Origin of the sequence: Edaphosphingomonas fennica (assembly GCF_003034225.1) — a bacterium.
GTDB lineage: Bacteria > Pseudomonadota > Alphaproteobacteria > Sphingomonadales > Sphingomonadaceae > Sphingomonas_E > Sphingomonas_E fennica.
The window spans coordinates 1-24,721 of sequence record NZ_PHHF01000025.1 but is presented as its reverse complement, the minus strand read 5'-3'; the positions used below and the strand labels follow the sequence as shown (position 1 = coordinate 24,721).

The 24,721-nt window shown below is 65.8% G+C and carries 17 protein-coding genes; 16 read left to right on the top strand and 1 reads right to left on the bottom strand.

Annotated elements, in window-relative coordinates:
• The first annotated feature begins 42 nt into the window (after positions 1-42).
• The 8 genes from CV103_RS05925 (at position 43) to CV103_RS22070 (ending at position 12,941) form a co-directional block, all read left to right on the top strand.
• Complete coding sequence (locus tag CV103_RS05925) at positions 43-2,898, top strand: PD-(D/E)XK nuclease family protein (protein WP_245896667.1); 2,856 nt, start codon at positions 43-45, stop codon at positions 2,896-2,898.
• A complete protein-coding gene (locus CV103_RS05920) occupies positions 2,895-6,320 on the top strand; it encodes a UvrD-helicase domain-containing protein (RefSeq protein ID WP_245896665.1) in 3,426 nt (1,141 codons plus the stop codon). The genes CV103_RS05925 and CV103_RS05920 overlap by 4 nt, the downstream gene beginning before the upstream one ends.
• 141 nt (positions 6,321-6,461) lie before the next feature.
• On the top strand, positions 6,462-7,376 hold the full coding sequence (locus CV103_RS05915) for a sensor histidine kinase (protein ID WP_129609361.1): 915 nt from the start codon (positions 6,462-6,464) through the stop codon (positions 7,374-7,376).
• A gap of 31 nt (positions 7,377-7,407) precedes the next feature.
• Positions 7,408-7,962 (top strand): hypothetical protein, encoded by a 555-nt coding sequence (locus CV103_RS05910; protein WP_146163386.1) that lies wholly within the window; start codon positions 7,408-7,410, stop codon positions 7,960-7,962.
• Positions 7,963-8,106: 144 nt separating this feature from the next.
• Positions 8,107-9,240, top strand: coding sequence for an anti-phage 6A-MBL system MBL-fold protein (locus CV103_RS05905; protein WP_107394290.1), 1,134 nt, complete (start codon positions 8,107-8,109; stop codon positions 9,238-9,240).
• A gap of 3 nt (positions 9,241-9,243) precedes the next feature.
• Entirely contained in the window at positions 9,244-11,508 is a 2,265-nt protein-coding gene (locus CV103_RS05900) for an anti-phage 6A-MBL system cap2_3 protein (protein ID WP_107394289.1), read from the top strand.
• Positions 11,505-12,737, top strand: a complete 1,233-nt coding sequence (locus CV103_RS05895; protein ID WP_129609363.1) for a patatin-like phospholipase family protein — start codon at positions 11,505-11,507, stop codon at positions 12,735-12,737. The genes CV103_RS05900 and CV103_RS05895 overlap by 4 nt, the downstream gene beginning before the upstream one ends.
• 21 nt (positions 12,738-12,758) lie before the next feature.
• The gene (locus CV103_RS22070; RefSeq protein WP_129609364.1) at positions 12,759-12,941 is read left to right on the top strand and encodes a hypothetical protein; all 183 of its coding nucleotides are present in this window, start codon (positions 12,759-12,761) and stop codon (positions 12,939-12,941) included.
• Between the two features lie 4 nt (positions 12,942-12,945).
• Here CV103_RS22070 and CV103_RS05890 read toward each other — a convergent pair whose 3' ends face one another.
• Positions 12,946-13,350: a thermonuclease family protein gene (locus CV103_RS05890; RefSeq protein WP_244601600.1), complete on the bottom strand. Its 405-nt coding sequence runs from the start codon at positions 13,348-13,350 to the stop codon at positions 12,946-12,948.
• 326 nt (positions 13,351-13,676) lie between these two features.
• Between CV103_RS05890 and CV103_RS22620 the strand changes: the two genes are divergently transcribed.
• The 8 genes from CV103_RS22620 to CV103_RS22340 all read left to right on the top strand — a co-directional run bounded on the left by CV103_RS22620 (position 13,677) and on the right by CV103_RS22340 (position 24,675).
• Entirely contained in the window at positions 13,677-14,639 is a 963-nt protein-coding gene (locus CV103_RS22620) for an ArdC family protein (RefSeq protein WP_107394287.1), read from the top strand.
• Entirely contained in the window at positions 14,639-15,166 is a 528-nt protein-coding gene (locus CV103_RS22615) for a hypothetical protein (protein ID WP_107394286.1), read from the top strand. The genes CV103_RS22620 and CV103_RS22615 overlap by 1 nt, the downstream gene beginning before the upstream one ends.
• Positions 15,167-15,327: 161 nt before the next feature.
• A complete protein-coding gene (locus CV103_RS05875; RefSeq protein WP_107394285.1) occupies positions 15,328-17,463 on the top strand; it encodes a ParB/RepB/Spo0J family partition protein in 2,136 nt (711 codons plus the stop codon).
• 115 nt (positions 17,464-17,578) lie between these two features.
• Complete coding sequence (locus tag CV103_RS05870) at positions 17,579-18,007, top strand: hypothetical protein (RefSeq protein ID WP_107394284.1); 429 nt, start codon at positions 17,579-17,581, stop codon at positions 18,005-18,007.
• On the top strand, positions 17,991-18,635 hold the full coding sequence (locus CV103_RS05865) for an antitoxin of toxin-antitoxin stability system (RefSeq protein ID WP_107394283.1): 645 nt from the start codon (positions 17,991-17,993) through the stop codon (positions 18,633-18,635). Before CV103_RS05870 ends, CV103_RS05865 begins: the two co-directional genes overlap by 17 nt.
• Before the next feature lie 204 nt (positions 18,636-18,839).
• Positions 18,840-23,114 carry a strawberry notch family protein gene (locus CV103_RS05860; RefSeq protein ID WP_245896669.1) on the top strand — a complete coding sequence of 1,425 codons (4,275 nt, stop codon included), beginning with the start codon at positions 18,840-18,842 and terminating at the stop codon, positions 23,112-23,114.
• A complete protein-coding gene (locus CV103_RS05855; protein ID WP_107394281.1) occupies positions 23,115-24,158 on the top strand; it encodes a DUF7146 domain-containing protein in 1,044 nt (347 codons plus the stop codon).
• Positions 24,159-24,507: 349 nt separating this feature from the next.
• Complete coding sequence (locus CV103_RS22340) at positions 24,508-24,675, top strand: hypothetical protein (protein ID WP_170112566.1); 168 nt, start codon at positions 24,508-24,510, stop codon at positions 24,673-24,675.
• Positions 24,676-24,721 lie beyond the last annotated feature (46 nt).

Below are 24,721 nucleotides of genomic sequence, written 5' to 3'. Positions count from 1 at the left end.
CGCGATCCGTGTAATTATTATTCCCATCTACCGCGCCAGTCAATGGTGATCGGCGCGAATTTCACGGGGGCAAGACGATGCCGAAACGTGGTTCAAAGGGCGAAGTCACCAGCAAGCGGGCGGCGAGCGCTGCCGCCAAGGTGCTGCGGAATCCCAAGAGCAGTAAGGCCGCCAAGACAGCGGCCGCATCGGCGCTCACCCAGCGTCCGAACAAGAAGTAATCCCGGAAAGGAAGCGGTCATGGCCGTCGCGAGTCGATCCACCCTCGTGGTTCATGGCCGCCTCGCCATGCGGGAACGCCGCCTGGCGGCGGCGCGCGCCGGCCGTCATGGCCTGAAGGTCATGTCCTTCGAGCAGGCGGCGGTGCGGCTCGCCGGAGGTTTCGTCCGGCCGATCAATGAGGAAAGCCTGCGCGCGGCGATCCAGGCCGCCCTGCCGTCAACGCCGATGGGCGAGCTCGAGAGCATCAAGTCACTGCCCGGCATGATCGACGCGGCGGCGGACACCCTGCACAAGGCCTGGCGCGCCGGTATCGACCTTGCGGCGCGCGCGGCCGAGCATCCGCGACTCGAGGCCATCGCGCGGTTGGAGGCGGCGGTCCTGGCGCAGCTTCCCGCCGGCATGATCCGGCCCATCGACATCGTCGCCGCCGCGACCAGCCGTATCGCCCATGCGCCCGCCGTTCTCGGCCCCATGGAGATCGCCGGCCTCACCGAGCTCTCGCCCATCTGGCGGCCGCTCCTTAGGGCGCTCACCGCGCATATTCCCGTGCAATGGACGGCCGGGCCGAGGCCGGCACCGGCCTGGCTGGAAGGCACCGGCGTCGCGGTGTTGCGCGCACCCTCGGAAACCCCGGAGGTCAGCGCCGTCAGCGCCGCGACGGCCTATCACGAAGCCATCGAGGCCATGCGCTGGGCGCGGTCGCTACTCGCCTCCGGGCGGGCGGCGCCGTCCGACATCGCGATCGCCGCTGCCTCGCCCGCCGACTATGACGATCACTTTCTCGCCCTGCGCGCGGACGCCAATATCGACCTGCACTTCGTCCATGGCGTCAGGGCCGTCACCACCCGTGAAGGCCAGGCGGCCGCCGCGCTGGCCGATATCGCGGTTCGCGGTCTGTCGCAGTCCCGGCTCCGCCGCCTCGCCGCCCTGTGTCGGGACTCCGCGCCGTTTGAGTCGCTTCCCGAAGGCTGGCTGCGCGTCCTGCCGGCCGATGCGCCGATGTCGACGCCAAACGCCTGGAACCGCTTGCTGGGGCGATTGAAGTCCGAGGACTGGCCGGACGGCGCCGATCACACCCCGGCCTTGCGCGCAGCCATCGACCTGCTCGCCAAGGGGCCGGACGCAGCGCCGGAGATCGGTGAGGCCTTCCTTACCGGCCGCGCGCTCGCCATCTGGCGCAAGGCCCTTCTCGCCGGACCGGCGGCCTCGATCGACGCCACCCTCGAAACACTGAAGCAGGACGACGGGCTGGAGGCTTGCGTGTCCGTCGCCTGGATGCCGGCCAGTGCGCTCGCGGCCTCGCCGCGCCGCTTCGTGCGGCTGATCGGCCTCAACTCCTCGCGCTGGCCGCGCGGAATCGCCGAAGACCGGCTGATCCCGGACCATATCATCCCGACTGCCGAACTCGACCCGCTTCCGGTGAGCCTCGCCGATCGCCGCGATTTCGAGACGATCCTGGCGACCACGGACGGCGAAGTCGTCCTCTCGCGCGCCCGGCGCGACAGCGACGGCCGCCTGCTGGGACGCAGCCCGCTGCTCGCCGGGCATGGCGAGGAGGTCTATCTCCGCCGCAACGCCGTGCCGGCCCACGCCTTCAGCGAAACCGACCGCCTCATGGCCCGGCCGCAGGAGTTCAGCGCCGATCCGCAGGCGGTCAGCGCGCAAGGCTGCTGGCGCGACTGGCGGCGCACCGAGATCACGGCGCATGACGGGCTCATCCGGCCCGATCATCCGCTCATTCTGGCAATCCTGGCCCGCACCCAGTCGGCCAGCTCGCTCCGGCGTCTGCTGCGCAATCCGCTGAGCTTCACCTGGGTCTATGCCTTTGGCTGGCGCGTGCCCGAAAGCAGCGCCGAGCCGCTCGTGCTCGATGCGCTGGGCGTCGGCGATCTGGTTCACATGGTACTCGACCGCGCTTTGCACGACCTGGAAAGCGCCGGTGGATTGGCATCCGCCGACGCCGAGGCGGTCACGGCGGCTGTGGACCGGGCCGCAGGGGTTGTCGCCGCCGATTGGGAGAGCGAACGCGCGGTTCCGCCGGCCGTCATCTGGGGGCGCACCCTGGATGATGCCCGGCTGTTGGCAGGCCGGGCTCTTGCATATGGCGATGCGCATCTGCCGGGTGCCCGCTCCTATGGCGAGGTGCCCTTCGGCGGGGCCGAGCCCAAGTCGGACGCGGCGACCCCGTGGGATCCCGGCGTACCGGTCACGATCCCCGATACCGGGTTCAATATCGCCGGCTATATCGACCGGCTCGACATCGCGGGCGACGGCAAGCGCGCGCTCGTTCGCGACTACAAGACGGGCCGGGCTCCCCGGGCCGCGATCCGGCTGAACGGCGGACGGGAGCTTCAGCGCTGCCTCTACGCCTTCGCGGTGAAGGCGCTGCTGGGCGACGATATCGCGATCAGCGCTTCACTGCTGTTCCCGCGCGAACAGGTCGACCTCCAGCTCGAAGATCCCGAGGCGGTGCTCGCTGAGATCACCGGATATCTGAGTGCGGCCAGGATCAGTTTCGCCGGCGGCGCCGCGCTGCCAGGCCCCGACACGGGCGGCGACTATGACGACCTCGCCTTCGCCCTGCCGGCGAACGCCAGCGCCACTTACTGCAAACGCAAGCTGCCGGCTGCGACCGAACGGCTCGGTCAAGCCGCTCAAATCTGGGAGGCGGAATGATGAGCAGCGTGTCAAAGGCCCTCAAGGATGACGGCGCGCGCCGCGACGCGATCAGCCTCCATGATCGGTCGATCCTCGTCGAAGCCGGTGCGGGCTCTGGCAAGACCGCCGTCATGGCCGGACGCATCGCCGTCATGCTCGCCGAGGGCGTCGCTCCGCGGGCCATCGCCGCCGTCACCTTCACCGAGCTGGCGGCCAGCGAGCTTCTCTCGCGCGTCCGCGAGATTGTCGCCGACCTCTCGGCCGGCGACGTCGCGACCGAGCTGCGCGTGGCGCTGCCCGAAGGCCTGTCGCAGGCGCAGCGCGACAATCTCGCGACCGCGAGCGCCGCGATCGACGAAATCACCTGCTCGACCATTCACGGCTTCTGCCAGCGCCTGATCAAGCCCTACCCGGCCGAAGCCGACATCGATCCCGGCGCCGGCGTCATGGACCGCAATCAGGCCGATCTCACCTTCCTTGAGATCGTCGACGGCTGGCTGCGGGAGCGTCTGTCCGGCGACCAAGGCGGCATCCTTGCCGAAATGGTGTTGCACAGCCCCGGTGAAACCGTGGCGCTTGTCCATAAGATCGCCGAGAATATGCGGCGCCGCCGCACCCTCGCGGCACCGCCCGTCTCCCCGCTCGACGGTCATCTGGCGGCGTTCCGGCAGGCGACAGCGGATTTCGCGGCCTTCATGAGTGGAGCGGCGGCGACCGAGCCGGAAACTGTCGTGATCGTCGAGCGGCTGGCCGAGATGGCGACCGCGCTCGCGGCCGGTCCCGATCCCACGACACCCTCGGGCTTGGTTGGGCTTCTGACCTCGCGTCCGCACCCGGACCTTTGCACCAAGGCAGGCACCTTCGCCTCCTATCGCAAGAAGGGCAAATGGACCGAGGCGGCGAAGCACGCGGGCCTCTCCAAAGCAGATGGTGAGCGGCTGAACATTGGCGCAGAAAGCCACTACACCGCCTGCTGCGATGCCTGGACTTCGCTTCTTCAGGCGGCGGCCAGCCAGGTTCTGGCGGCGCTGATCGAGGAGGCGCGTCCGATCCTGCAGCGCTATCGCGACCACAAGCGCGCGAGCGCCCAGCTCGACTTCGATGATCTAATCTTTGCCGCGCGCGATCTGCTGTGCGACCATGATGATGTCCGCCGCGCACTCGGACAGCGCTTTGCGCGCGTCCTGGTCGATGAGTTCCAGGACACCGATCCCCTGCAAACCGAAATCTTCTGGCGGCTGTGCGGCGATCCGGTCGATGGCGATCCTGACTGGACCCGATTCCGGATCCGGCCGGGCGCGCTTTTCCTGGTCGGCGACCCCAAGCAGGCGATCTATCGCTTCCGCGGCGCCGATGTCAGCGCCTATGTGCAGGCGCGCGACGCCTTTCACGCTCAGGATCCCGACAGCCTCCTGTCGATCTCCACCAATTTCCGCTCCTGCGCGTCGATCCTCACTTTCGTCAACGAGCGCTTCGAGGCGGTGCTGTCGGCGGATGGCCAACCCGGATTCACAGCCCTCGACCCGTTCCACGACGATCCCGGCGACGGCCTGTGCGTCGCGGCGCTCGACATCGCTGTCGCCGACGAAAACGGCAAGGCCAGCGCCGAGCAGCAGCGCGACGCCGAAGCCGACGCCGTGGCCGAGCTGTGCGCGCGCTTGATCGGCAGCCAGCCCATCATCGACCGGCGCAGCGGCGTGGAACGTCTTTGCCAGCCGGGCGACATCGCCTTGCTGGCGCCGACCAGCGCCGAACTGTGGCGCTATGAGGAGGCGCTGGAACGTCGCGGCATTCCGGTGGCGACGCAGGCCGGCAAGGGTCTTTTCCGCCGCCAGGAGGTCCAGGACCTGATCGCGCTGACCCGCGTTCTGGCCGACCGGCGCGATACGCTGGCGCTCGGCGCGTTGCTGCGCGGCCCCCTGGTCGGCCTCACAGAAGAGGAACTCCTGGATATTGTCTGGACGCTGCCGCGTTCCGAGGAACAGCCCGACCGGATTCCCCGTCTCGATCTCGGCGTCGATCCTGCCGCCATCGCTCATCCGCTCGCCCGCGAGATCATCGAAAAGCTGCAGGCGCTCTACCGCCGCAGCAACAGCACGACGCCGCACGAGCTTCTCTCGCAGGCCGTAGACGTGATGCGGGTTCGTCCCCTCCTTCTGGAGCGCCATCGCGGCCAGGCCGAACGCGCACTCGCCAACGTCGATCTCTATCTGAGCCTGTCGACGGGCTACGCGGTGCGTGGGCTTCGCGCCTTCGCCGAAGCGATGACCGCAGCCTGGACCGACGAGGCACGCGCCGTGGAAGGCCGGCCGGACGCGCAGGAAGAAGCCGTCGCGCTCTTTACCATGCACGCGGCCAAGGGCCTCGAATGGCCAATCGTCATCCCCGTCAACACCATGACGGGCGTCATGGCGCCCGACAGCGCGGTGATCGACCGCCAGACCGACACATTCTATTGCCCGGTTCTCGGCGTCGCGCCCGAGGGCTATGAGACCGCGCGCCAAGCGGAAAAGGACGAGCTGGATCGCGAACGCATCCGGCTCTGGTATGTCGCGGCGACGCGCGCCCGCGAGCTCCTCGTTCTGCCCCGGCTCGATACGACGCCCTCGAGATCGGCCTGGATTGGTCTCGTCGATCTGTCGCTTGCCGATCTGCCCGGCCTCGATGTCTCGCATCTGCCGCTCGGGGAGGCAGTCGCCGGCGCTGGCGCGGGCAATACCCAGACGCGCGACACCTTCGCGGCCGAGGCTGCGGCCATCGCCGCCCGGCAGACGCGCCTCACCTGGCTGGCGCCGAGCCGCGACGAGAGCACGTCCGGCGCCCTGCTCCAGGAGGAAGAGGCCGGAATCTGGATGGGCTCGGGCGATGACCAGCCGCGTGAACTTGAAGCGGCAGTCGCGGTCCAGGGCGGCCGCGAGCGCGGGCTGATCCTCCATAAGCTCATGGAGGAAGTCCTGACCGGAGAAACCGATGCGGTCACGCCGGCCCTCACCGAACGCGCCAACGTGCTCATTCGGGCGCTCGGCCGTTCGCCGGTTGCCGATCCGGCGACAGGTCTTTCGGCCGAGGAACTGGCGGGCTGTGTCATGCGGACCCTGGCTCTGCCCGAGATCGCGGCATTGCGCCCGGCACTGCTAGCCGAGTTTCCCGTTTACGCCGCCCGCGCGGATGATGGCGAGGAGACCGCGACCGCTGGCATCGCGGACGCGCTGACCTTGACTGCCGAGGGTCGCCCCGGCGTCGTCGTCGACTGGAAGAGCGACGTGAACCCCGATCCGCAGACGCTCGATCACTATCGCTCGCAAGTTCGCGCCTATCTCGACATGACCGGCGCCGAGCGCGGGCTGATCGTGCTGATGACCGCGGGCGCCGTGATCACCGTCGCGCCCTCGGCTCCAACAATGGTCATTGACGCCCGACAGCAGACCTCAGGTGCCTAGTGAGCCTGTTTCCTTCAGCTCCAGCTCGAAAGACCGACAGCCCTTTTTGAACAACGTTGGCCGTATATATTTCTACCGAAGGGACCAGCCTAATCTGGCAGCAGGCGATCTTTCGATCATGTGACTCGCGAAAGGTGTTGTATGCTCTGCACGGTGAGTTTCCCCGCAAACTGGATCAATGCCTCACGATTTGAAGCGGCGCTGCGGGATTCGTGCGGACCACACAACAACAACACGACAGAGGTCGTTTTCGCGTTTCCTGTCGGTTGCAAGATCATGGTCGATGGCGCGATCCGTCTGCTTTCACTTGCCAACCAGCTCGCCTACACGACACGCCGCGTGCGCCTGAATTTCGAAGAGGGCGAATCCGGAACCATGGGCTACCTGAACCGGATGGGCTTCTTCGATCACCTCTCAACCGATGTCGAAATCCTGCCTTCAAGGCCGTTCTATTCCGGGGCGCGCCTTCATCGGGGCGGTAACAGCATGTTGGTCGAGATCGCCCGAATCAACAAGGATGAGCGCGACGAGGAGTTACCGACCCGCTTGAGCGACGCCATTTCCTATGCATGCAGCAGCCGTCTAGACGTGGAGGAACTCAAAGGCGCCACCTGGACGATCTTCGCCGAACTTATCGACAACATTTTCTCGCACAGTGCCACGCAACTGGACGGCTATGCGGCTCTTCAAGTTTACTCGGGCGGCAACCGTCTTTCTGTGGCCGTCTCCGACAGCGGCCTAGGCATCATGCAGACGCTGCGACCGTCCTTGCGCACCGAGTTCCCCAAGCTGGCACAGCTCTCGGATACGGACCTGCTTGTGGAGGTCTTCCGCCAAGGGCTTTCCCGTCATGGGGCCGACCGGGGTTGCGGGTTGAAGGGCTGCGCTGCCAAAGCGATCAAATTCGATGCGTCGCTGGACGTGCGCCTTCCAAACCAGCGCGTCCTGCTAAAGCCAGCCCGTGGCGCTTATGAACCAAACCGCGCCTATTGCTACGAAGGCCTGCCGCTGCTGTGGGGCACACATATTGCCTTTGCCTTTGGGCTGGGTGCTTGACGTCTCACCCGAATCTGATTAAATGAACCCGATGAACGAGGTGACGACGCGGGTGCTTCCCCTGATTTCATACATGGACCGCCCTGAAGGATGGGGGCGCAGCCAGGGACGAGAAGTCTATCAGCGTCTGCTCGGCTTTGTGGAAGACCACGCCGGCACGGTCGTCTTCCGCGTATCGATGAAGGATGTAAAGCGCGTGGACATATCCTTCGCGTCCGAAACCATCATCGAACTGGCCCGGCGATTTCGCCGTACCAAGGGGTTCTGCCTAGTCGATCTGACTGATCCCGACATGATCGAGAATATCGATGCGGCAGGCGAAAAGAAGGAACAGCCAGTGCTGGTGTGGCAGGGAAAGAACGCAACACTGATTGGCCTTCAGCCGAGTGAAGGCACGCGTGAGGCGTTTCAGTTCGCGATGAGCCGTCCGCAGACACGCGCGGCAGAATTTGCGGCGCAAAGGAACCTCTCGATCGCGAATGCCAGCATGAAGTTCAAGCAACTCTGGGAACAGGGCTTTCTTCTCAGGCGCGAAAGCGCCGCCGACACTGGCGGCGTCGAATTTGTCTACTGCCCTGTCGGGTAATTTTTTTGAGAGCCGTTAAACAGATTCATTGAACGAGATCGAAAGGGAGGACGATGCAAATGCCAAACACAACCGAGCCGCACAAGCGCAAGCCCAGGCGGCGCATCACAACGCCCGCAAGGGCAGAGCAGGAAGAAGGACCCCATGACCGCTAAACTCACATTTCATCCGCTCGGCAATGCCGACTGCACGCGCTTCGATCTTGCCGACGGCCGAAAGCTGCTTGTGGATTATGCCGACATGCGCAACCCCGAAGACCCATGGGATCGGCGCATCGATCTGCCGACCGAATTGAAGTCTGACCTGCGCGCTGCCAAGCGCGACTACTACGATGTCGTGCTGTTTACCCACCTCGACGACGATCATTGCTGCGGGTCCGGGGATTTCTTCTGGCTTGACCATGCCGCCAAGTATCAGGGTGAAGGCCGCATCAAAATCCGGGAATTGTGGGTCCCTGCTGCCGCCATCCTCGAAGAAGGTTGCCAGGACAGCGCGCGCATCATCCGGCAGGAGGCCCGCTACCGCCTCAAGGAGGGCAACGGCATCCGCGTGTTCTCCCGACCCGCGAAACTGAAGGAGTGGCTGGAGAAGAACGGCCTGACCTTGGAATCGCGCGCGCATCTTATCACCGATGCAGGGCAGCTCGTGCCGGGGTTCTCGACTGCCGGGCCGGAGCGGGTGCAGTTCTTCATCCACAGCCCGTTCGGCTGGCGGCAGGATGATAACGGAATCGTCGACCGCAACCAGGACAGCGTCGTGTTCCAGGCGACCTTCCTTGAAGGTTCGCGTGAAACTCACGCGCTGTTCATGTCCGACATCAACTACGATTCCATCGATCAAATCGTGCAGACCACAAGGCGTCACAAGCGGGAAGATCGGCTGCGCTGGGATATCTTCAAGATCCCGCATCACTGCTCGTACCTGTCAATTGGCCCCGAGAAAGGTGAGGACGAGACCAAGCCCACCCCCGACGTGAAATGGCTGTACGAAGCACAGGGTCAGCCGCGCTGCACGATGATGTCCACCAGCAAGTCGATCCCGGTGAAGGGCAGCGCTGAAGACAAAGATGTGCAGCCGCCGCACCGAGAAGCGGCCAACTACTACAAGCGTGTGGCCAATATGAAGGACGGAGCCTTCAAGGTCACGATGGACCTGCCCTCATCAAGCAAGCCCAAGCCCTCGACCATCGAAATCACCGAGCGGGGCGCGACGCTGCTGTCGGTGTCGGCAACGGTCGGTGCGGCCAGCGTGATCTCGACCCCGGCGCGGGCGGGCTAGCGCATGACCTTGCACGCGTGGTGGACCAGCTTCGGTGCTGAAGTCGCCGACATCGGTGAACTGACGCCGGTTCTCTCAAGAGAACTGGCGTCCCTCGCCGTGCAGGGATCGCTGCCCGGTATCACCCTTGCTGGCCTGCGACAGTCATCCGAAAGCGGCCACGCCGCAGTAGCCTTGGATGTCGATGTCGAACGTCCACAGGACCTGGCCTACCCGATCAAGGCCGTTGAACCCGTTGCCGTCGTATTCCCCTTCACCGAGGGTCCGTTCAGCGTTGTATCGCTGCGTCCGGACTTCCCCGATACGCTGCATCAGAACTGGTCGCCGCCGGGCGGCCCTTGTGCCCTGTGCATAGATGACCGCCCATGGGCTGAAGCCCGACTGACTGTGTCCGCCCAGGACATCGCGCGTCGTATTCAGCTTTGGCTCGCCAGGGCAGCGCGGGGCGAATTGCACGACCCGGCGCAACCACCCGATCCGTTGTTCTTCAGCTCGCAAATCGGCCTGATACTTCCTGCCGCCGCGCTGGTCGAAGGACAGGAGCCTATCGAACTAGCGGGCATGATACGGCCCGACAACGAGAACCTTATCATCTCGCGCCCCGCCGTGCCGAATGATCCTCATCCCCCAGCCTTCACGGTGCTGGCGTTTCAGGCCGAGCCGCAGGCCATGGCCCGGCTTCGTCATGCGCCGGACACGCTCACGGCACTTGCTGCCGAGCTTGAGCCGCACGGCATCCGCCTCATTGACCAACTGAAATCGCGCCTGAAGACATGGAAAGGCCTTGGTCCGGACCATGTGCGCCGCCTTTCAACGCGGCTCGCCATTGTGGTCGCCTTTCCGATCGCTGTCGGAGAGCGGCCCGGCGTCAATGACGTCCGCGCGTTCCTGACCTACGACACCGCCGGGGACATCGGGGTCGCGCTCGGCGTGCTCTATGCCAACAATACCGGCGTCGGTGATAAGCGCGGCTACATGCTGGCCTTTCCGGAAGGAGCAGCCAGCTCCGACCCGTCACGCATCGAGCCGGCTCAGGTGCATTTCGCGCTGAACCGCGATCTCGCCGCAGCCGTTGCGGGTCACGCAGGGCCCGACCGCCGTCGTGCGGTCCTGATCGGTGCAGGTTCTCTCGGCTCTCAGCTCTCTGCCGATCTCGCGCGCGAGGGCGCGTTTGAATGGACGATCATCGATGAGGATCATCTCCTGCCGCACAATCTCGTGCGCCACGCCCTATTTGCCACAGATATCGGCGCACCAAAGGCCGCCGCGCTCGCACACCGGCTTTCGGGGCTCCTCGGCGAACCTGTGGCGGCCATTGCCTGCAACGTGCTGAAGCCGGATGACCAGGCTGCGCCCAAGTTCGCGGCCGCACTGAAGGACGCCGATATTATCATTGATGCTTCCGCGTCCGTTGCGGTCTCCCGGCACTTGTCCGATCTGCCGGATGTGACGGCGCGCCGCGTCTGCGCTTTCTTCAATCCCGCCGGAACCGCAGTCGTCCTTCTCGCCGAAAGCGCTGACCGCGCGCTCACCCTGCGCGATCTGGAGGCACAGTATCACCGGTTCATACTGACGGAGCCGTCTCTGGCGAGACATCTCGGCACAGACGGTCCCGGCGTGCGCTACACCGGATCCTGCCGAGCTCTGACCAACCGCATTCCGGCAAGCAATGCCGCCATCCTGAGCGCGCTCGCGGCCAAGGGTATCGCGTCAGCGCTGGCGGACGATGGTGCCGCCATCACCATCTGGACTCTGTCCACCACGGGGGAAGTCCAGCGTGTTCAGCGAAAGGGCGCGGCAGTCACCCGTGTCTCCTTCGGTGCATGGACCGTCTCCTATGACGCAGACCTCCTTGATCGTCTTGCCACCATGCGGCACGCGAAGCTGCCGAATGAAACGGACGGGGTTCTCCTGGGAATCGCGGATATGAGCCGTCAATCGGTCCACATCGCACACGCGCTCCCGGCCCCGGAGGACAGCCGCGCCTCGCAAACCGGATTTGAACGCGGCGTCGCCGATCTAGCCGGACAGGTCAGCGCGGCGGTTGCCGCGACCTTGTATCAACTTCGCTATGTCGGGGAATGGCATTCGCACCCCGACCGCGCGTCAGCCATGCCCAGCAGCACCGACATCGTCCAGCTTCTCTGGCTCGGGCAGGAACTGGAGAACGAAGGTCTGCCGGGGCTCATGGCGATTGCGGCGCAGGATGGGCATTTTACGTTTGCCGTCAGCGGTGCAGGTCTCACGGATGCTGGAGGCGCGTCGTGACAGGAGCGGATGCTCCGGCGACACCACAGCGTAGTGATCTTCAGGGCCTTTTCGAGGCCCAGGCCGGACGCAACGATTTTCTGACCGGAGGCAAAGTCGAGGATGTCATCGGTCTGTGCCTGTCCGGCGGCGGCTACCGTGCCATGCTCTATCACGCGGGCGCGTTGGTGCGGCTCAATGAGTTCGGCTTCCTGCCGCGCCTGCGTGAGATCGCGAGCGTCTCGGGCGGCTCCATCACGGCAGGCGTACTCGGCACGGCATGGTCCCGGCTGAACTTTGACGCGAATGGTCGCGCGATGAACCTGGATGAACAGGTCATCGGTCCGATCGCCCGCTTTGCGACCGTCGGCGTCGATGTGAAGGCGATTCTTCTGGGTCTCCTTCCAAGCTTCACCGCAGCAGGCGAAGTGGCCAAAGCCTATGACCGCCACCTGTTCGGTGGAGCGACCCTGCAGGACCTCCCCGATAAGCCGCGCTTCACGTTCATGGCAACCAATCTTCAGACCGGAAGCGGATGGAGGTTTGCCAAGGACTACGCCGCTGATCACCGCGTCGGTCGGATCGACCATCCGCGTCTGGCTCTATCCTGCGTCATTGCTGCATCGTCCGCGTTTCCGCCGTTCCTATCGCCCGTCCGGCTCAACTTTGAGAGCGGCAGCGTCAAACCGATGGACGGGGCCGATCTACACAAGGCACCTTTCACGCAGCAGGCCGTGCTGACCGACGGCGGCGTGTACGACAATCTCGGTCTGGAACGCATCTGGCGCCGCTGCCGCACCGTTCTGGTCAGCAATGCCGGCGCCACCATGCCTGAACTTGGCTCACCGACGGGCCGTTGGTTCGGCCAAGTCTATCGGGTCCTTAACATCGTCCAGCAGCAGGCGGAAAACTCCCGCAAGCGCCTGCTCTTTGGCGTTCACAATCTCAAACAGCGTCATGTTGCCTTCTGGAGCATCGAGACCCCGATCAGCGCCTACGGCCTCGAGGATGCGGTTTCGCTTCCGGACGACGCCGCATTGCTGGCAGCCCGCCTGCGGACCCGCCTCAATCCCTTTTCTCCTTCCGAAATCGAACTGTTGCTAAAGGTCGGCTACGCCGGGGCCGATGCCAGCCTGCGCGCTGCAGGTCTTGTAACGAAAGCGCCCGCCGCAAACATCGATGCAGCGAATCTGGCACAGTACTCCGGACAGAAAGGCGGTCGCAACGTTTCGCGGGCAGGAAACCCATGAGTTTCACAATCAAGGGACTAGATGATCTTCAGCGCGAAATGCAGTTGCCGTCCGACAGTTGCTGAAGTGCTGAATGGCAAGATTACGACGATCAACTTTGCCCCGTCGGATCCGACCTGCGTCGAGCGAGCCATCATTGACATGAAACTGGCAATCGATCGCAAGGGGTCCGGCTGCTGCGGCAGCCTTGCGGCAGCCTATTGAGGAGCTAACACCACGCCTCTCGCCTGCCGCTCCATGTCCGGGCGAGACCTTCTCGAACCAGTTGGTCGCCGACGTCCGCGCCGTCGACCTGAATCACCGCAAGCGTGCGGCCGTATCGATCGTTCCCCTGCCGGAACAGCTCGACGCGCCTACCTTCCATGATCTCGGCGAGCCTATGCTTCGCCTGCTGGGCCAGTTCGGATTCGTAAGTGCATTGACCGTCGATCTCAGGAGCGTCGATGTTGAAAATGCGCACGGACTCCGCCCGGCTGGTCAGCCCCAGCCGTATAGAATCTCCGTCCCAGACCCGGATTTCCGCCGGCTCGCAGGACAGCACGCAAAGCATGACTTGAATGACAATGTGGCTGTTCATCATCATCTGCAGAGTTTGCGGAACACCGACCGACACGATCCCGACCGATCCGCCGGATTGATCCGGATAGTCGGTTCAAGCTGCGAAGACAATTCCGTTTGCCTCGTCGAGCGCCCCACCATGAGGGGGTGGACGTCGCCCTTCGGGCCGGGCTGTCGGCAAAGCTGAAGCCCCGACAAGCGGGTCTTCCCCCTCCGGGCTTCCATCCCTGACGCGAGAATAGGGGCAAGTCGTAAATGCCGCGAATACGTTTCTGCGTCTCTACGCCTTTGAACGGGCGAGAGTGAGAGTGCGGACCGGGTTTGCCGTGACGGGTTGAGGGCTGGAGGAGAGGCCTCCGGCGCCCGTCGCGGAGACCTGCGATGTCCAGACATGCTGTTCGCGCCCGTTCCGGCTCCGACCGGACGAGCCTCTATGACGAAATCACCGGAAAGATCCTCGCCGAGCTGGAGGCCGGCCGGCTACCCTGGATCCAGCCCTGGGGCACGGCAGCGGCGAAAGCGCCGCTCGCCATGCCGAAAAACGCCGCCACCAGCCGAGCTTATTCCGGCATCAATGTGCTGATCCTCTGGGGTGCTGTGATCGAGCGTGGCTTCCCCGGCCAGAGCTGGCTGACTTTCCGTCAGGCCCTCTCTCTCGGCGGGAATGTGCGTAAAGGTGAGCGCGGAACGACGGTTGTCTATGCTGATCGATTCATTCCCGACGACGAGAAGAAGCGGTCGCGGGAGACCGGCGAAGAAGCCCAGGCGATCCCGTTCCTGAAGCGCTTCACGGTTTTCAACCTGTCGCAATGCGAGGGCCTGCCCGACGACCTCGCCATTGTCGCGCCGCCGCCCGAACCCGGCCTGATCGAGCCGAAGGTGGAGGCGCTGATCAAGGCGAGCGGGATCGATTTCCGTATCGGAGGTAACCGTGCTTTCTATGTGCCGGCGCACGATTATGTGATGGTCCCGCCGCCCCAGGCCTTCTTCGAGCCCATCAACTGGCATCGGACGGCCCTGCACGAATGCTCCCATGCCAGCGGGGCGCCGCATCGCCTGAATCGCGATCTTTCCGGTTCCTTTGGCACGAAGAAGTACGCCTTCGAGGAGATGATAGCCGAGATTTCAGCGGCATTTTGCTGTGCTGCGCTCGGCATCGTGCCGACCGTGCGCCACGCCGACTACATCGGCTCCTGGGCCGAGGTCCTGCGCGAGGACAATCGCGCCATCGTCCGTGCGGCGTCGCAGGCCAGCAAGGCGGCCGACTGGCTGCTAAAGTTTGTGCCCGAAGATGGGCGGCCTGCTCCAGTGCCCGCCGACGCCGACGAGCGGGAGGCAGCCTGATGCGCGCGCCGTCTCCATCGCGCCGGCGAGGCCACCGGCAGAAGGCTGCGTCATCCCCCGCGGCCGGTGATGCATCCGCGCGGGCGCGCAAGCCATCGACACGCTGGCGAGGGAAATATCTCTTCGACAATGCGGCTGAGTTCCTCGCCGGGGCGCATCGCCTGCGTGCGGCGGGCGATTCCCATTCGCGCGAGGTCCTTTTTCATCTCATCGGATGCGCCGTCGAACTGTCGCTGAAATCCTACCTGCATTTCCGGGGGTGGAACGATGACCGGTGCCGCCATGAGGTCCGGCACGATCTGGTCAAGGCATTGGCCGCCGCGGAACGGCTCGGATTGCATCGGCGCCACCCGGAGGTGCGGATGCTGACGCGGATCTTGTCGCCCTACTATCGCTGTCATCGCATCCGCGAGCTGGCGAAGCGCAACCCGGCGCCGATCTCGCCCGAACGGGCGCTGCGGGCGGCCGAGGGACTGCTCGACGATGTCCTGGCCGCCGTGGCGGAGCGTCCCCGTCCCAAGGGCTGACCGGATGCCGGTGTCTGTAGCGCACGGGCTGCGGTTCCTTCCTCCTTCACCCCTCGGCCTTCGCTTTCGCCGCCGCGAGAGGAAGAGGGCCGAGGGGATTTTCGTGACGGGTTGGAGGCCGGGAGAGAGGCTTTCGGCCGCCCGTCGCGGAGAAAATCCCGATGGCTACTGCCGTTCAGAAGATCACCCTGTCGTCCTCGCGCGACATCCCCTTCAACAAGCTGGTGCTCAGCCAGTCGAACGTCCGGCGCGTGAAGGCCGGCGTCTCGATCGAGGAGTTGGCCGAGGACATTGCCCGGCGCGGCCTGCTTCAGGGCCTCAACGTCCGCCCCGTGCTCGACGCCGAAGGCAAGGAAACCGGCATGTTCGAGATCCCGGCCGGCGGCCGCCGCTACCGCGCGCTCGAACGGTTGGTCAAGCAGAAGCGCCTGACGAAGACCGCGCCCGTGCCCTGTGTGGTGCGCGATCCAGCCTCCGGCATCCTCGCCGAGGACGATTCGCTCGCTGAAAACTGCCAGCGCGCCCCGCTTCATCCGCTCGACCAGTTTCGCGCCTTCCAGACCCTTCGCGAGAAGGGCCAGTCCGAGGAGGAAATCGCAGCCGCCTTCTTCGTGCCCGTCAACGTCGTCAAGCAGCGGCTGCGGCTCGCGTCCGTTTCGCCGGCGCTGCTCGAAACCTATGCCGAGGACGGCATGTCGCTCGAGCAGTTGATGGCCTTCACCGTCTCCCCCGACCATAGCCGCCAGGAACAGGTCTGGGAGGCGCTCCGCAGTAGCTGGTCGAAGGAGCCCTATCAGATCCGCCGCATGCTGACGGAATCGACGGTGCGCGCTTCCGACAAGCGCGCCGTCTTCGTCGGCATCGACGCCTATGAGGCGGCTGGCGGCATCGTCCTGCGCGACCTGTTCCAGTCCGACGATGGCGGATGGCTGCAGGATGCGGCGCTGCTCGACCGGTTGGCCGCCGAGAAGCTGAAGGTCATGGCCGACGAGATCGCCAATGAAGGCTGGAAGTGGATCGAGGTTGCCGTCAGCTTCCCCTATGGCGTGACCCACGGCCTGCGCGAACTGGAAGGCACGCCGATCGATCGCACGACCGAGGAACAGGCGACCCTCGATGCCCTGCGCGCCGAGTATGACAAGCTCCAGGCCGATTATGAGGACGCGGACGAGCTGCCGGAAGAGGTCGATGAGCGCCTGGGCGAGATCGAGACCGCCATCGACGCCCTGGAAACCCGTCCCGTCCGCTACGATCCGGCCGATATCGCGCGCGCCGGCGTTTTCGTCAGCATCGATTCCGACGGCTCGCTGCTCGTCGACCGCGGCTATGTGAAGCCCGAGGACGAGGCTCCGGCCACCGATGGTGGCGAGGATGGTGACGGCAAGACGGCGGGCGATCCCGACGGGGACGGTTCCAGCCAGCGGACGATCATTAGCATCGGCGGACAGCCCATCGAGGCGGATGACGAGGAGGAAGACGCCATCAAGCCCCTGCCGGACCGTCTCGTGATGGAGCTGACCGCCGAGCGCACGCTGGCGCTCAGGGACAAGCTTGCGGGCGACCCGGCGACCGCCTTCCTGGCCGTGCTGCACAAGTTCTGCCGCGACGTCTTCTCGCGCTACAGCGCCCACAGCGTCGCGATGGAAGTCGCGGTACGCGGCACGGTGTTTCAGGCGCAGTCGCCGGAACTGCGGGACATGCCCTATGCGCGTGCGATCGAAGCGCGCCACAAGGATTGGGAAGCGCGCCTGCCGGCTGACGTCGCCGACCTCTGGGATGCGCTTACCGCGCTCGCCGGCACCGAGCAGGCCGAACTGTTCGCCCATTGCGCATCGTTCGGCGTCAATGCGCTCTATGAGCGGGCCGACCGCTATGGTGGCGGCGCGATCTCCGCGCATGGGGTTCAGTTGCGCCTTGCCGAGGCCGATCACCTTGCCCGGGCCACCGGCCTCGACATGGCCGTGGCGGGCTGGCGTCCGACCGTCGGCAATTATCTCGGCCGCGTCACCAAGGCGCGCATCCTCGAAGCCGTGCGCGAAGGCGCGGGCGAACGGGCCGCGCAGCTCATCGACCATCTGAAGAAGGGCGATATGGCGAAGGAAGCCGAGCGGCTGCTCGCCGACACCGGCTGGCTGCCCGAGCCGCTGCGCCTTGCCGGTGCCGAGCTGGCTCCTGACGTGGCGACGACGGAGGGAGAAACCGAGGCGTTGCCGGACTTCCTCTCCGACGATGACGACGAGTCTTCCACCAGCGCCGACGGCGAGGATGACCCGGCCCGCATGATCGCAGCGGAATAGCCGAACCAGGCGGGGCGGCCCCGGCCGCCTCGCATCCCTTCACCCCATCCGCTTATCCGAGCCCGGCCCTCCGCAACGGGAAACAGCCGGGCTCCTCTCGCTTCAGGAGCCTCGCATGGCCGACTATTTCACTCATTTCTCATGCCTGCTTGATGTCGGCACGCCGCAGAACGCAGCCCGCGCGCTCGACCTCTACAACAGGCTGTCCGACGACGGCGTGGCGGAAGACCCGCCCTCCGACGGCTTCCAGCTTTCGATCCAGCCCGAACATGGCGGCACCCAGCTCTGGATCCGCGATGACGTGACCGGCGACCCGCAGCGCGTCATCGACTTCGTGCTGCTCTGTGCGAAAACCTTCGGCCTCACCGGTCGCTGGGGTTTCCAATACGCCAACACCTGCTCGCGTCCGCGCACCGATGCCTTCGGCGGCGGCGCGCATGTGCTCGATCTCGGCGCCGGCCAGTCCGTCGCGTGGATTGGCACGCACGGATGGCTCGCCGACATGCTCGTGGGGGGAGGGTCGGACGATGCCGAGGATCGTTGAAACCACCGTCTATCAGCTCGGCGAGCTGTCCGTGGAGGCGCAGGAGAAGGCGCGCGCCTGGTTCCGCGAAAGCATGGACACCGATGGTTGGTACGAATTTGTCTACGAGGACTTCGAGGCGATCTGCGCCATTCTTGGGGTCCGGCTCAAGACCCGCGCCGTGCGCCTCGATGGCGGCGGCACGCGGCAGAAGCCGTGCGTTTATTTTCGCGGTTTCTGGTCGCAGGGCGATGGCGCCTGCTTCGAGGCCTTCTATTCCCATGTGAAAGGCGCCGCTCACACGATCAGGGCGCACGCGCCGCAAGATGGCGAGCTTCACCGGATAGCGGACGCCTTGCAGGCGGTCCAGAAGCGGAACTTCTATCAGCTTCGCGCCGATGCCACCCATCGCGGCCACTACTATCACGAATACTGCATGGCGATCTCGGTCGAGCGCGATAGTCCGACCTGCCAGGACATGACCGCCGATGCGGGGGAGGCCGTGACGGAGGCGCTGCGCGATCTCGCCCGCTGGCTCTACCGCCAGCTCGAACGGGAATATGAATACCAGACCTCGGACGCCGTGGTCGACGAGGCGATCATCGCCAACGGTTACACCTTCACCGCTTCCGGGCGACGCTTCGGCTAAGCGCCAACGGTCCATCATCGGTCCGGTCAGAGGAAGAGGGCCGCCGGGACGGGTTCGAGCCGGTGCGGTCGAGAGAGAGCGCCAGCCGGTTCGTCCCGTCCCGCTCTCCTCGAGGTTCCCTCCATGACCACTGTCTCCGCATCCGCGGCCGCCCTTGCGGCCACGTCTATCCCGCTCGCCCCTGTCACCGATCCGGCCGCTCGCATGGCCGAGGCGGCGCGGCTTCTTCTCCCCCATCTCGAACGCGGCCAGCGCATCGACGCGGGCGTCCTGCGCACCGCCATGGAGACGGCCTTCGGCGCCTCCGATGCGACCGGCGCCTGGGACTGGAAGACCGCCTATGACGCCTGCGAGGCGGCGACCGTGCTGTTCCTGCGCAAATACGGAAAGGCGCTTTCCCGCAAAGCCGGCTCTCCGGCTGCCATGCTGCCGATGCTGGCGAAGATCGCCGGCCTTCTTCCCACCCACACGCGCCGTTCGGCCGAGAGCGAGACCTTCCAGCAATTTTCCACTCCGATCCCGCTCGGCCTCGCAGCTGCGACCGCCGCGTCGATCACCGCCGCCGACTGCGTGCTGGAGCCCTCTGCCGGCACCGGCCTGCTCGCCATCCTGGCTGAGATCGCGGGCGCATCGCTGATCCTGAACGAGCTGGCCGAGACCCGCGCCGGTCTCCTCTCCCACCTCTTTCCGGCCAATCCCGTCACCCGTTTCGATGCCGCGCAGATCGACGATCATCTGGATGCGGCCGTCGTGCCGTCCGTCGTGCTGATGAACCCGCCATTCTCGGCGATGGCGAACGTCTCGGGCCGGATGGCCGATGCCGCCTGTCGTCATGTCGCCTCGGCACTGGCGCGCCTGGCCGACGGCGGGCGGCTGGTCGCGATCACCGGCGCAAACTTTTCTCCCGACAACCCGGCCTGGGTGGCGGCGTTCATTCGCCTGCAGGCACGCGGGCGCGTGGTGTTCACCGCCGCCATCGACGGCTCGGTCTATGCCAGGCACGGCACCACCATCGACACGCGCCTGACCGTCATCGACAAGCTGCCTGCCGATGATCCGGCGGTGTTCCCGGTCCCGCCAGGCGTCGCGCCCGACGTCGCCACGCTGCTTGGCTGGATCGACACGCATGTTCCGGCACGGCTGGCGGTCGCCGCTTCCTCAGGCGTTTCCGCCATTCCCTCCATCACGAATACCACCGCTCCGCGCATCGTTCGGGGATATGCCGCACGGCCATCCACTCCCGTTCCGACCAGCCTTGCCGAGCCCGACGGCGTCGAGCTCGACTATGAGACGGTGGACTGGACGCCGGCCGAGGGCGCCCGGCTGACGGACGCGATCTATGAGGAATACGCTCTTCAGTCGATCCGTATTCCCGGCTCTCAGGTCCATCCGACCAAGCTGGTGCAGTCGGCCGCGATGGCCTCGGTCGCGCCGCCCAAGCCCAGCTATCGGCCGCGCCTGCCGGCCAACATCGTCACCGATGGTCTCCTGTCGGACGCCCAGCTCGAGACCGTGATCTATGCCGGCGAGGCCCATGGCGAATTCCTCGCCGGGTCCTGGACCGTGGACGAGACCTTCGACATGGTCTCGGCCGCGCGTGACGATGCGCCGAATGCCGTGCGATTCCGGCGCGGCTTCATGCTCGGCGACGGGACCGGCGCCGGCAAGGGGCGCCAGTCGGCCGGCATCATCCTCGACAACTGGATGCAAGGGCGTCGCAAGGCGGTCTGGATCTCCAAGGCCGATCTCATCGAGGACGCGCGGCGCGACTGGTCGGCGCTCGGCATGGAGCGGCTGTTGGTGACGCCGCTGTCCCGCTTCCCGCAGGGCAAGCCCATCATGCTCCAGGAAGGCGTCCTATTCACCACCTATTCCACGCTGCGGTCCGACGAGCGCGGCGAGAAGCTTTCGCGGGTCCGGCAGATCGTCGAATGGTTGGGCTCCGACTTCGACGGAGTGATCATTTTCGACGAAAGCCACGCCATGCAGAACGCCGCCGGCGGCAAGGGCGACCGCGGCGAACAGGCCGCCTCGCAGCAGGGACGTGCGGGCCTTCGCCTCCAGCACGCGCTGCCCAATGCCCGTGTGGTCTATGTATCCGCCACGGGCGCGACCACCGTCCACAATCTCGCCTATGCGCAGCGGCTCGGCCTCTGGGGCGGAGAGGATTTCCCCTTCACGACCCGGACCGAGTTCGTCGAGGCGATCGAGGCCGGCGGCGTGGCGGCGATGGAAGTTCTGGCGCGCGATCTCAAGGCGCTCGGTCTCTACACGGCCCGGTCGCTTTCTTATGACGGCATCGAATATGAGCTGGTCGAGCACCAGCTCACGCCGGAGCAGACGCGCATCTATGACGCCTATGCCGGGGCTTTCGCCATCATCCACAACAATCTGGATGCGGCGATGCGGGCCGCCAACATCACCGGCGAGCATGGCACGCTGAACCGGCAGGCGAAGTCGGCGGCGCGCTCCGCCTTCGAATCCACCAAGCAGCGCTTCTTTGGCCATCTGCTGACCTCGATGAAGACGCCGACGCTGATCCGCTCGATCGAGCGCGATCTCGAACAGGGTCACGCCGCGGTCATCCAGATCGTCTCGACCGGCGAGGCGCTGATGGAACGGCGCCTTGCGGAAATTCCGACCGAGGAATGGAACGACGTCCGGGTCGACATCACGCCTCGCGAATATGTTCTGTCGTACCTGCAGCACAGCTTCCCGGTGCAGCTCTATGAACCCTTCACCGACAGCGAGGGCAACCTGTCGTCCCGGCCGGTTTTCCGTGACGGCCAGCCGGTTGAAAGCCGCGAGGCTGTCGCCCGCCGCGATCGCCTGATCGAGAAGCTCGCCTCCCTGCCGCCCGTTCCCGGCGCGCTCGACCAGGTCGTACAGCATTTCGGCACCGACACGGTGGCGGAAGTCACCGGCCGCTCCCGCCGCATCGTGCGCAAGACCGGCGCAAACGGTATCGACCGCCTGATGGTCGAGAATCGCGCCGCTTCGGCCTCGCTTGCCGATGTGGCCGCCTTCATGGACGACCAGAAGCGTGTGCTCGTCTTCTCCGACGCGGGCGGAACGGGCCGCAGCTACCATGCCGAGTTGTCGGCGCGGAACCAGCGGCTGCGGGTCCATTATCTGCTCGAGCCGGGCTGGAAGGCCGACGCCGCCATCCAGGGCCTGGGGCGGACCAACCGCACCAACCAGGCGCAGCCGCCCCTCTTCCGGCCGATCGCCACCGACGTGAAGGCCGAGAAGCGCTTCCTGTCGACGATCGCGCGGCGGCTCGACACCCTCGGCGCGATCACGCGCGGCCAGCGCCAGACCGGCGGCCAGGGCCTGTTCCGGCCCGAGGACAATCTGGAAAGCCCCTATGCGCGCGACGCGCTGCGGCAGCTCTACCTGCTGCTGGTGCGTGGCAAGGTCGAGGGCTGTTCGCTTCAGATGTTCGAGGATGCCACCGGCCTCTCGCTCATGGACGCGAACGGCATCAAGGACGAATTACCGCCGATCACCACCTTCCTCAATCGCCTGCTGGCGCTGACCATCGAACTTCAGGGCATCCTGTTCACAGCATTCGAGCAGCTTCTGAATGCCAGGATCGAAGGCGCCATTGCATCTGGCACCTATGACATGGGGCTGGAGACGCTCAAGGCCGAGAGCTTCGTCGTCACCGGCCGGCGCACCATCCATGTCCATCCCGGCACCGGCGCGGAAACCCGGCTGCTGACCATCACCCAGCGCGAACGCAACCGGCCGGTCGCGCTCGACCAGGCCCTGGCTCATCTCTCGGATCGTCGCGCCGTGCTGCTCGTCAACGAGCGTTCGGGCCGGGCGGCCGTTCGGATCCCGACCAGCAGCGTGATGCTCGACGATGGCGAGATCGAACGGCGCGTCCGCCTGATCCGGCCGATGGAGGCGCACAACATCCCGGTGAAGATGATGGGCGAGACGCACTGGATCGAGGCCGATGAAGGCACGTTCGCAAAGGCCTGGAACGCTGAGCTGGCCGAGGTGCCGGAATTCTCCGACAGCACCATCCATGTCGTCGCCGGCCTGCTGTTGCCGATCTGGAAGCGCCTGCCGCACGAGTCGACGCGCGTCTATCGGCTTCAGACCGATGACGGCGAGCGCATCGTCGGCCGCCGGGTTTCACCGGCATGGGTTGCGGAAGCGACCGCCACCGGCGCCACGACGCTGACGCCGGACGATGCCTTCGCGGCCCTGATCGACGGCAGGACGATCCTCGACCTTGCTGAAGGACTTCAACTGCGCCGGGTTCGCGTCATGGGCGCCCATCGCATCGAGTTGTCGGGCTTCACCGACACCATGCGTGACCGGCTCGGCGCATACGGCCTGTTCCACGAGATCATTTCGTGGAAGCTGCGCATGTTCGTACCGACCGATGCGAGCGGCGCCGTTGTGCTGGCGAAGGTGCTGGAGCGCTACCCGGTCGAGCGCGTCTCCGAACGGGAGGCTGCGTAAATGGCTCGCCACGACGCATCCGAACTGGCGCGACGACTTGCCCGCCAGGCCGAGGCGGTGTGCCGGCACTATCTGCCCGCCGGTCATCGCGAGGGCCGCTACTGGCTGGTCGGCGATGTGCGCAACACGCCCGGCCGCTCCATGTTCGTCCGACTCACCGGGCCGGAGTCCGGCAAGGGCGCGGCGGGGAAATGGACCGATGCCGCAAGCGCGGAACATGGCGACCTGCTCGACGTCATCCGAGAAAGCTGCGGTCTCACCGATTTCAAAGACGTTGCCGATGAGGCCAGGGCCTTCCTGAGCCTGCCGCGTCCCGAACCCGAACCGGACCGTCAACGGCGGCCAACGACGGCGCCCACCGGATCGTCGGAGGCCGCGCGACGGCTCTTCGCCATGTCGCAGCCGATTACGGGCACAGTCGCAGAAGCGTACTTACGGAAACGCGGCATCACGGCTTTGCACGGAACCGGATCACTCCGCTTCCACCCGCGCTGCTACTATCGGCCCGACGAGTATTTGCCGACCGAGACCTGGCCGGCGATGATCGCCTCCGTCACCGACCTCGCAGGCCGGATCACCGGAGCGCATCGCACCTGGCTTTCTCCCGATGGCGACGGCAAGGCGCCGATCGACACGCCGAGGCGGGCAATGGGCGACCTTCTCGGCCATGCGGTCCGGTTCGGCGTGACGCAGGACGTGATGGCGGCAGGTGAAGGCATCGAGACCATGCTGTCGCTCAGATGCGTCCTGCCGACCATGCCGATGGTGGCCGCGCTCTCGGCCGCCCATCTCTCAGCCATCCTCTTTCCGGACATCCTGCGCCGGCTCTACATCGCGCGCGACGACGATCCGGCGGGCGACGGCGCGATGGCGGCATTGATCGACCGAGCCGAACAGGCCGGGATCGAGGCGATCGTGCTCTCGCCAGCGCTCGGGGACTTCAACGAGGATCTGCGGGTGCTCGGCATCGATGCGCTGCAGGCAGGAATCCGCCTCCAGATCGCGCCGCAGGACGTCGCCCGCTTCATGGGGCTGGCAGCGTAGCCGGAACGGGGGTGCGGGGCGACCCGCCGTCAACCGCGTCGCCGGATGCTCACCCATCGAAAGAGGANGCCGTCAACCGCGTCGCCGGATGCTCACCCATCGAAAGAGGACCGCGCCTCGGCCTTCGAGAGGGCGATCGGCCGTCAAACGGTCCGGCCAGGCAACCTTGGGGCCGACTATTTTCCGGCGGCCCTTCGGGCCTTTCCATCGCGAGCCAAAATAGTCGGCCCCTTCGGCCCTCCGCTGCGCTTCGGCCCTGCGCTGTCGCTCCGGGTGCCAGTCCGGCCCGCCCGACGGCTTCGTCGCCATGAAGGCCGCGACGGTCGCGGTCCAACCGACGGAGCATCCCATGAGCGAGCATGACGACCATGAACCGCACCACACCTCTTCCTCGACCGACCACGTCCTGACCGAACTCCAGCTCTACGGCTACCGTCCCTTCGCGGACGAACCCGATCCGCGACCGCTCCCCGAGGGCAATATCGTCTGCGCGGCGACAACTACGATGGCCGGTTGAGCGGCGACTATGATGGCCGGTAGGATCGGTTGTCTGGTCTGATCGT

Excerpts from the sequence above, each read along its gene's own strand:
- CV103_RS05855 (WP_107394281.1), top strand. The coding sequence starts at position 23,115 with ATGGCTCGCCACGACGCATCCGAACTGGCGCGACGACTTGCCCGCCAG.
- CV103_RS22070 (WP_129609364.1), top strand. The coding sequence starts at position 12,759 with ATGATCTTCAGCGCGAAATGCAGTTGCCGTCCGACAGTTGCTGAAGTG.
- CV103_RS22340 (WP_170112566.1), top strand. The coding sequence starts at position 24,508 with ATGAGCGAGCATGACGACCATGAACCGCACCACACCTCTTCCTCGACC.
- CV103_RS05905 (WP_107394290.1), top strand. The coding sequence starts at position 8,107 with ATGACCGCTAAACTCACATTTCATCCGCTCGGCAATGCCGACTGCACG.
- CV103_RS05915 (WP_129609361.1), top strand. The coding sequence starts at position 6,462 with ATGCTCTGCACGGTGAGTTTCCCCGCAAACTGGATCAATGCCTCACGA.
- CV103_RS05860 (WP_245896669.1), top strand. The coding sequence starts at position 18,840 with ATGGCCGAGGCGGCGCGGCTTCTTCTCCCCCATCTCGAACGCGGCCAG.
- CV103_RS05910 (WP_146163386.1), top strand. The coding sequence starts at position 7,408 with ATGAACGAGGTGACGACGCGGGTGCTTCCCCTGATTTCATACATGGAC.
- CV103_RS05865 (WP_107394283.1), top strand. The coding sequence starts at position 17,991 with ATGCCGAGGATCGTTGAAACCACCGTCTATCAGCTCGGCGAGCTGTCC.
- CV103_RS05920 (WP_245896665.1), top strand. The coding sequence starts at position 2,895 with ATGATGAGCAGCGTGTCAAAGGCCCTCAAGGATGACGGCGCGCGCCGC.
- CV103_RS05925 (WP_245896667.1), top strand. The coding sequence starts at position 43 with ATGGTGATCGGCGCGAATTTCACGGGGGCAAGACGATGCCGAAACGTG.
- CV103_RS22615 (WP_107394286.1), top strand. The coding sequence starts at position 14,639 with ATGCGCGCGCCGTCTCCATCGCGCCGGCGAGGCCACCGGCAGAAGGCT.
- CV103_RS05875 (WP_107394285.1), top strand. The coding sequence starts at position 15,328 with ATGGCTACTGCCGTTCAGAAGATCACCCTGTCGTCCTCGCGCGACATC.
- CV103_RS05900 (WP_107394289.1), top strand. The coding sequence starts at position 9,244 with ATGACCTTGCACGCGTGGTGGACCAGCTTCGGTGCTGAAGTCGCCGAC.
- CV103_RS05870 (WP_107394284.1), top strand. The coding sequence starts at position 17,579 with ATGGCCGACTATTTCACTCATTTCTCATGCCTGCTTGATGTCGGCACG.
- CV103_RS22620 (WP_107394287.1), top strand. The coding sequence starts at position 13,677 with ATGTCCAGACATGCTGTTCGCGCCCGTTCCGGCTCCGACCGGACGAGC.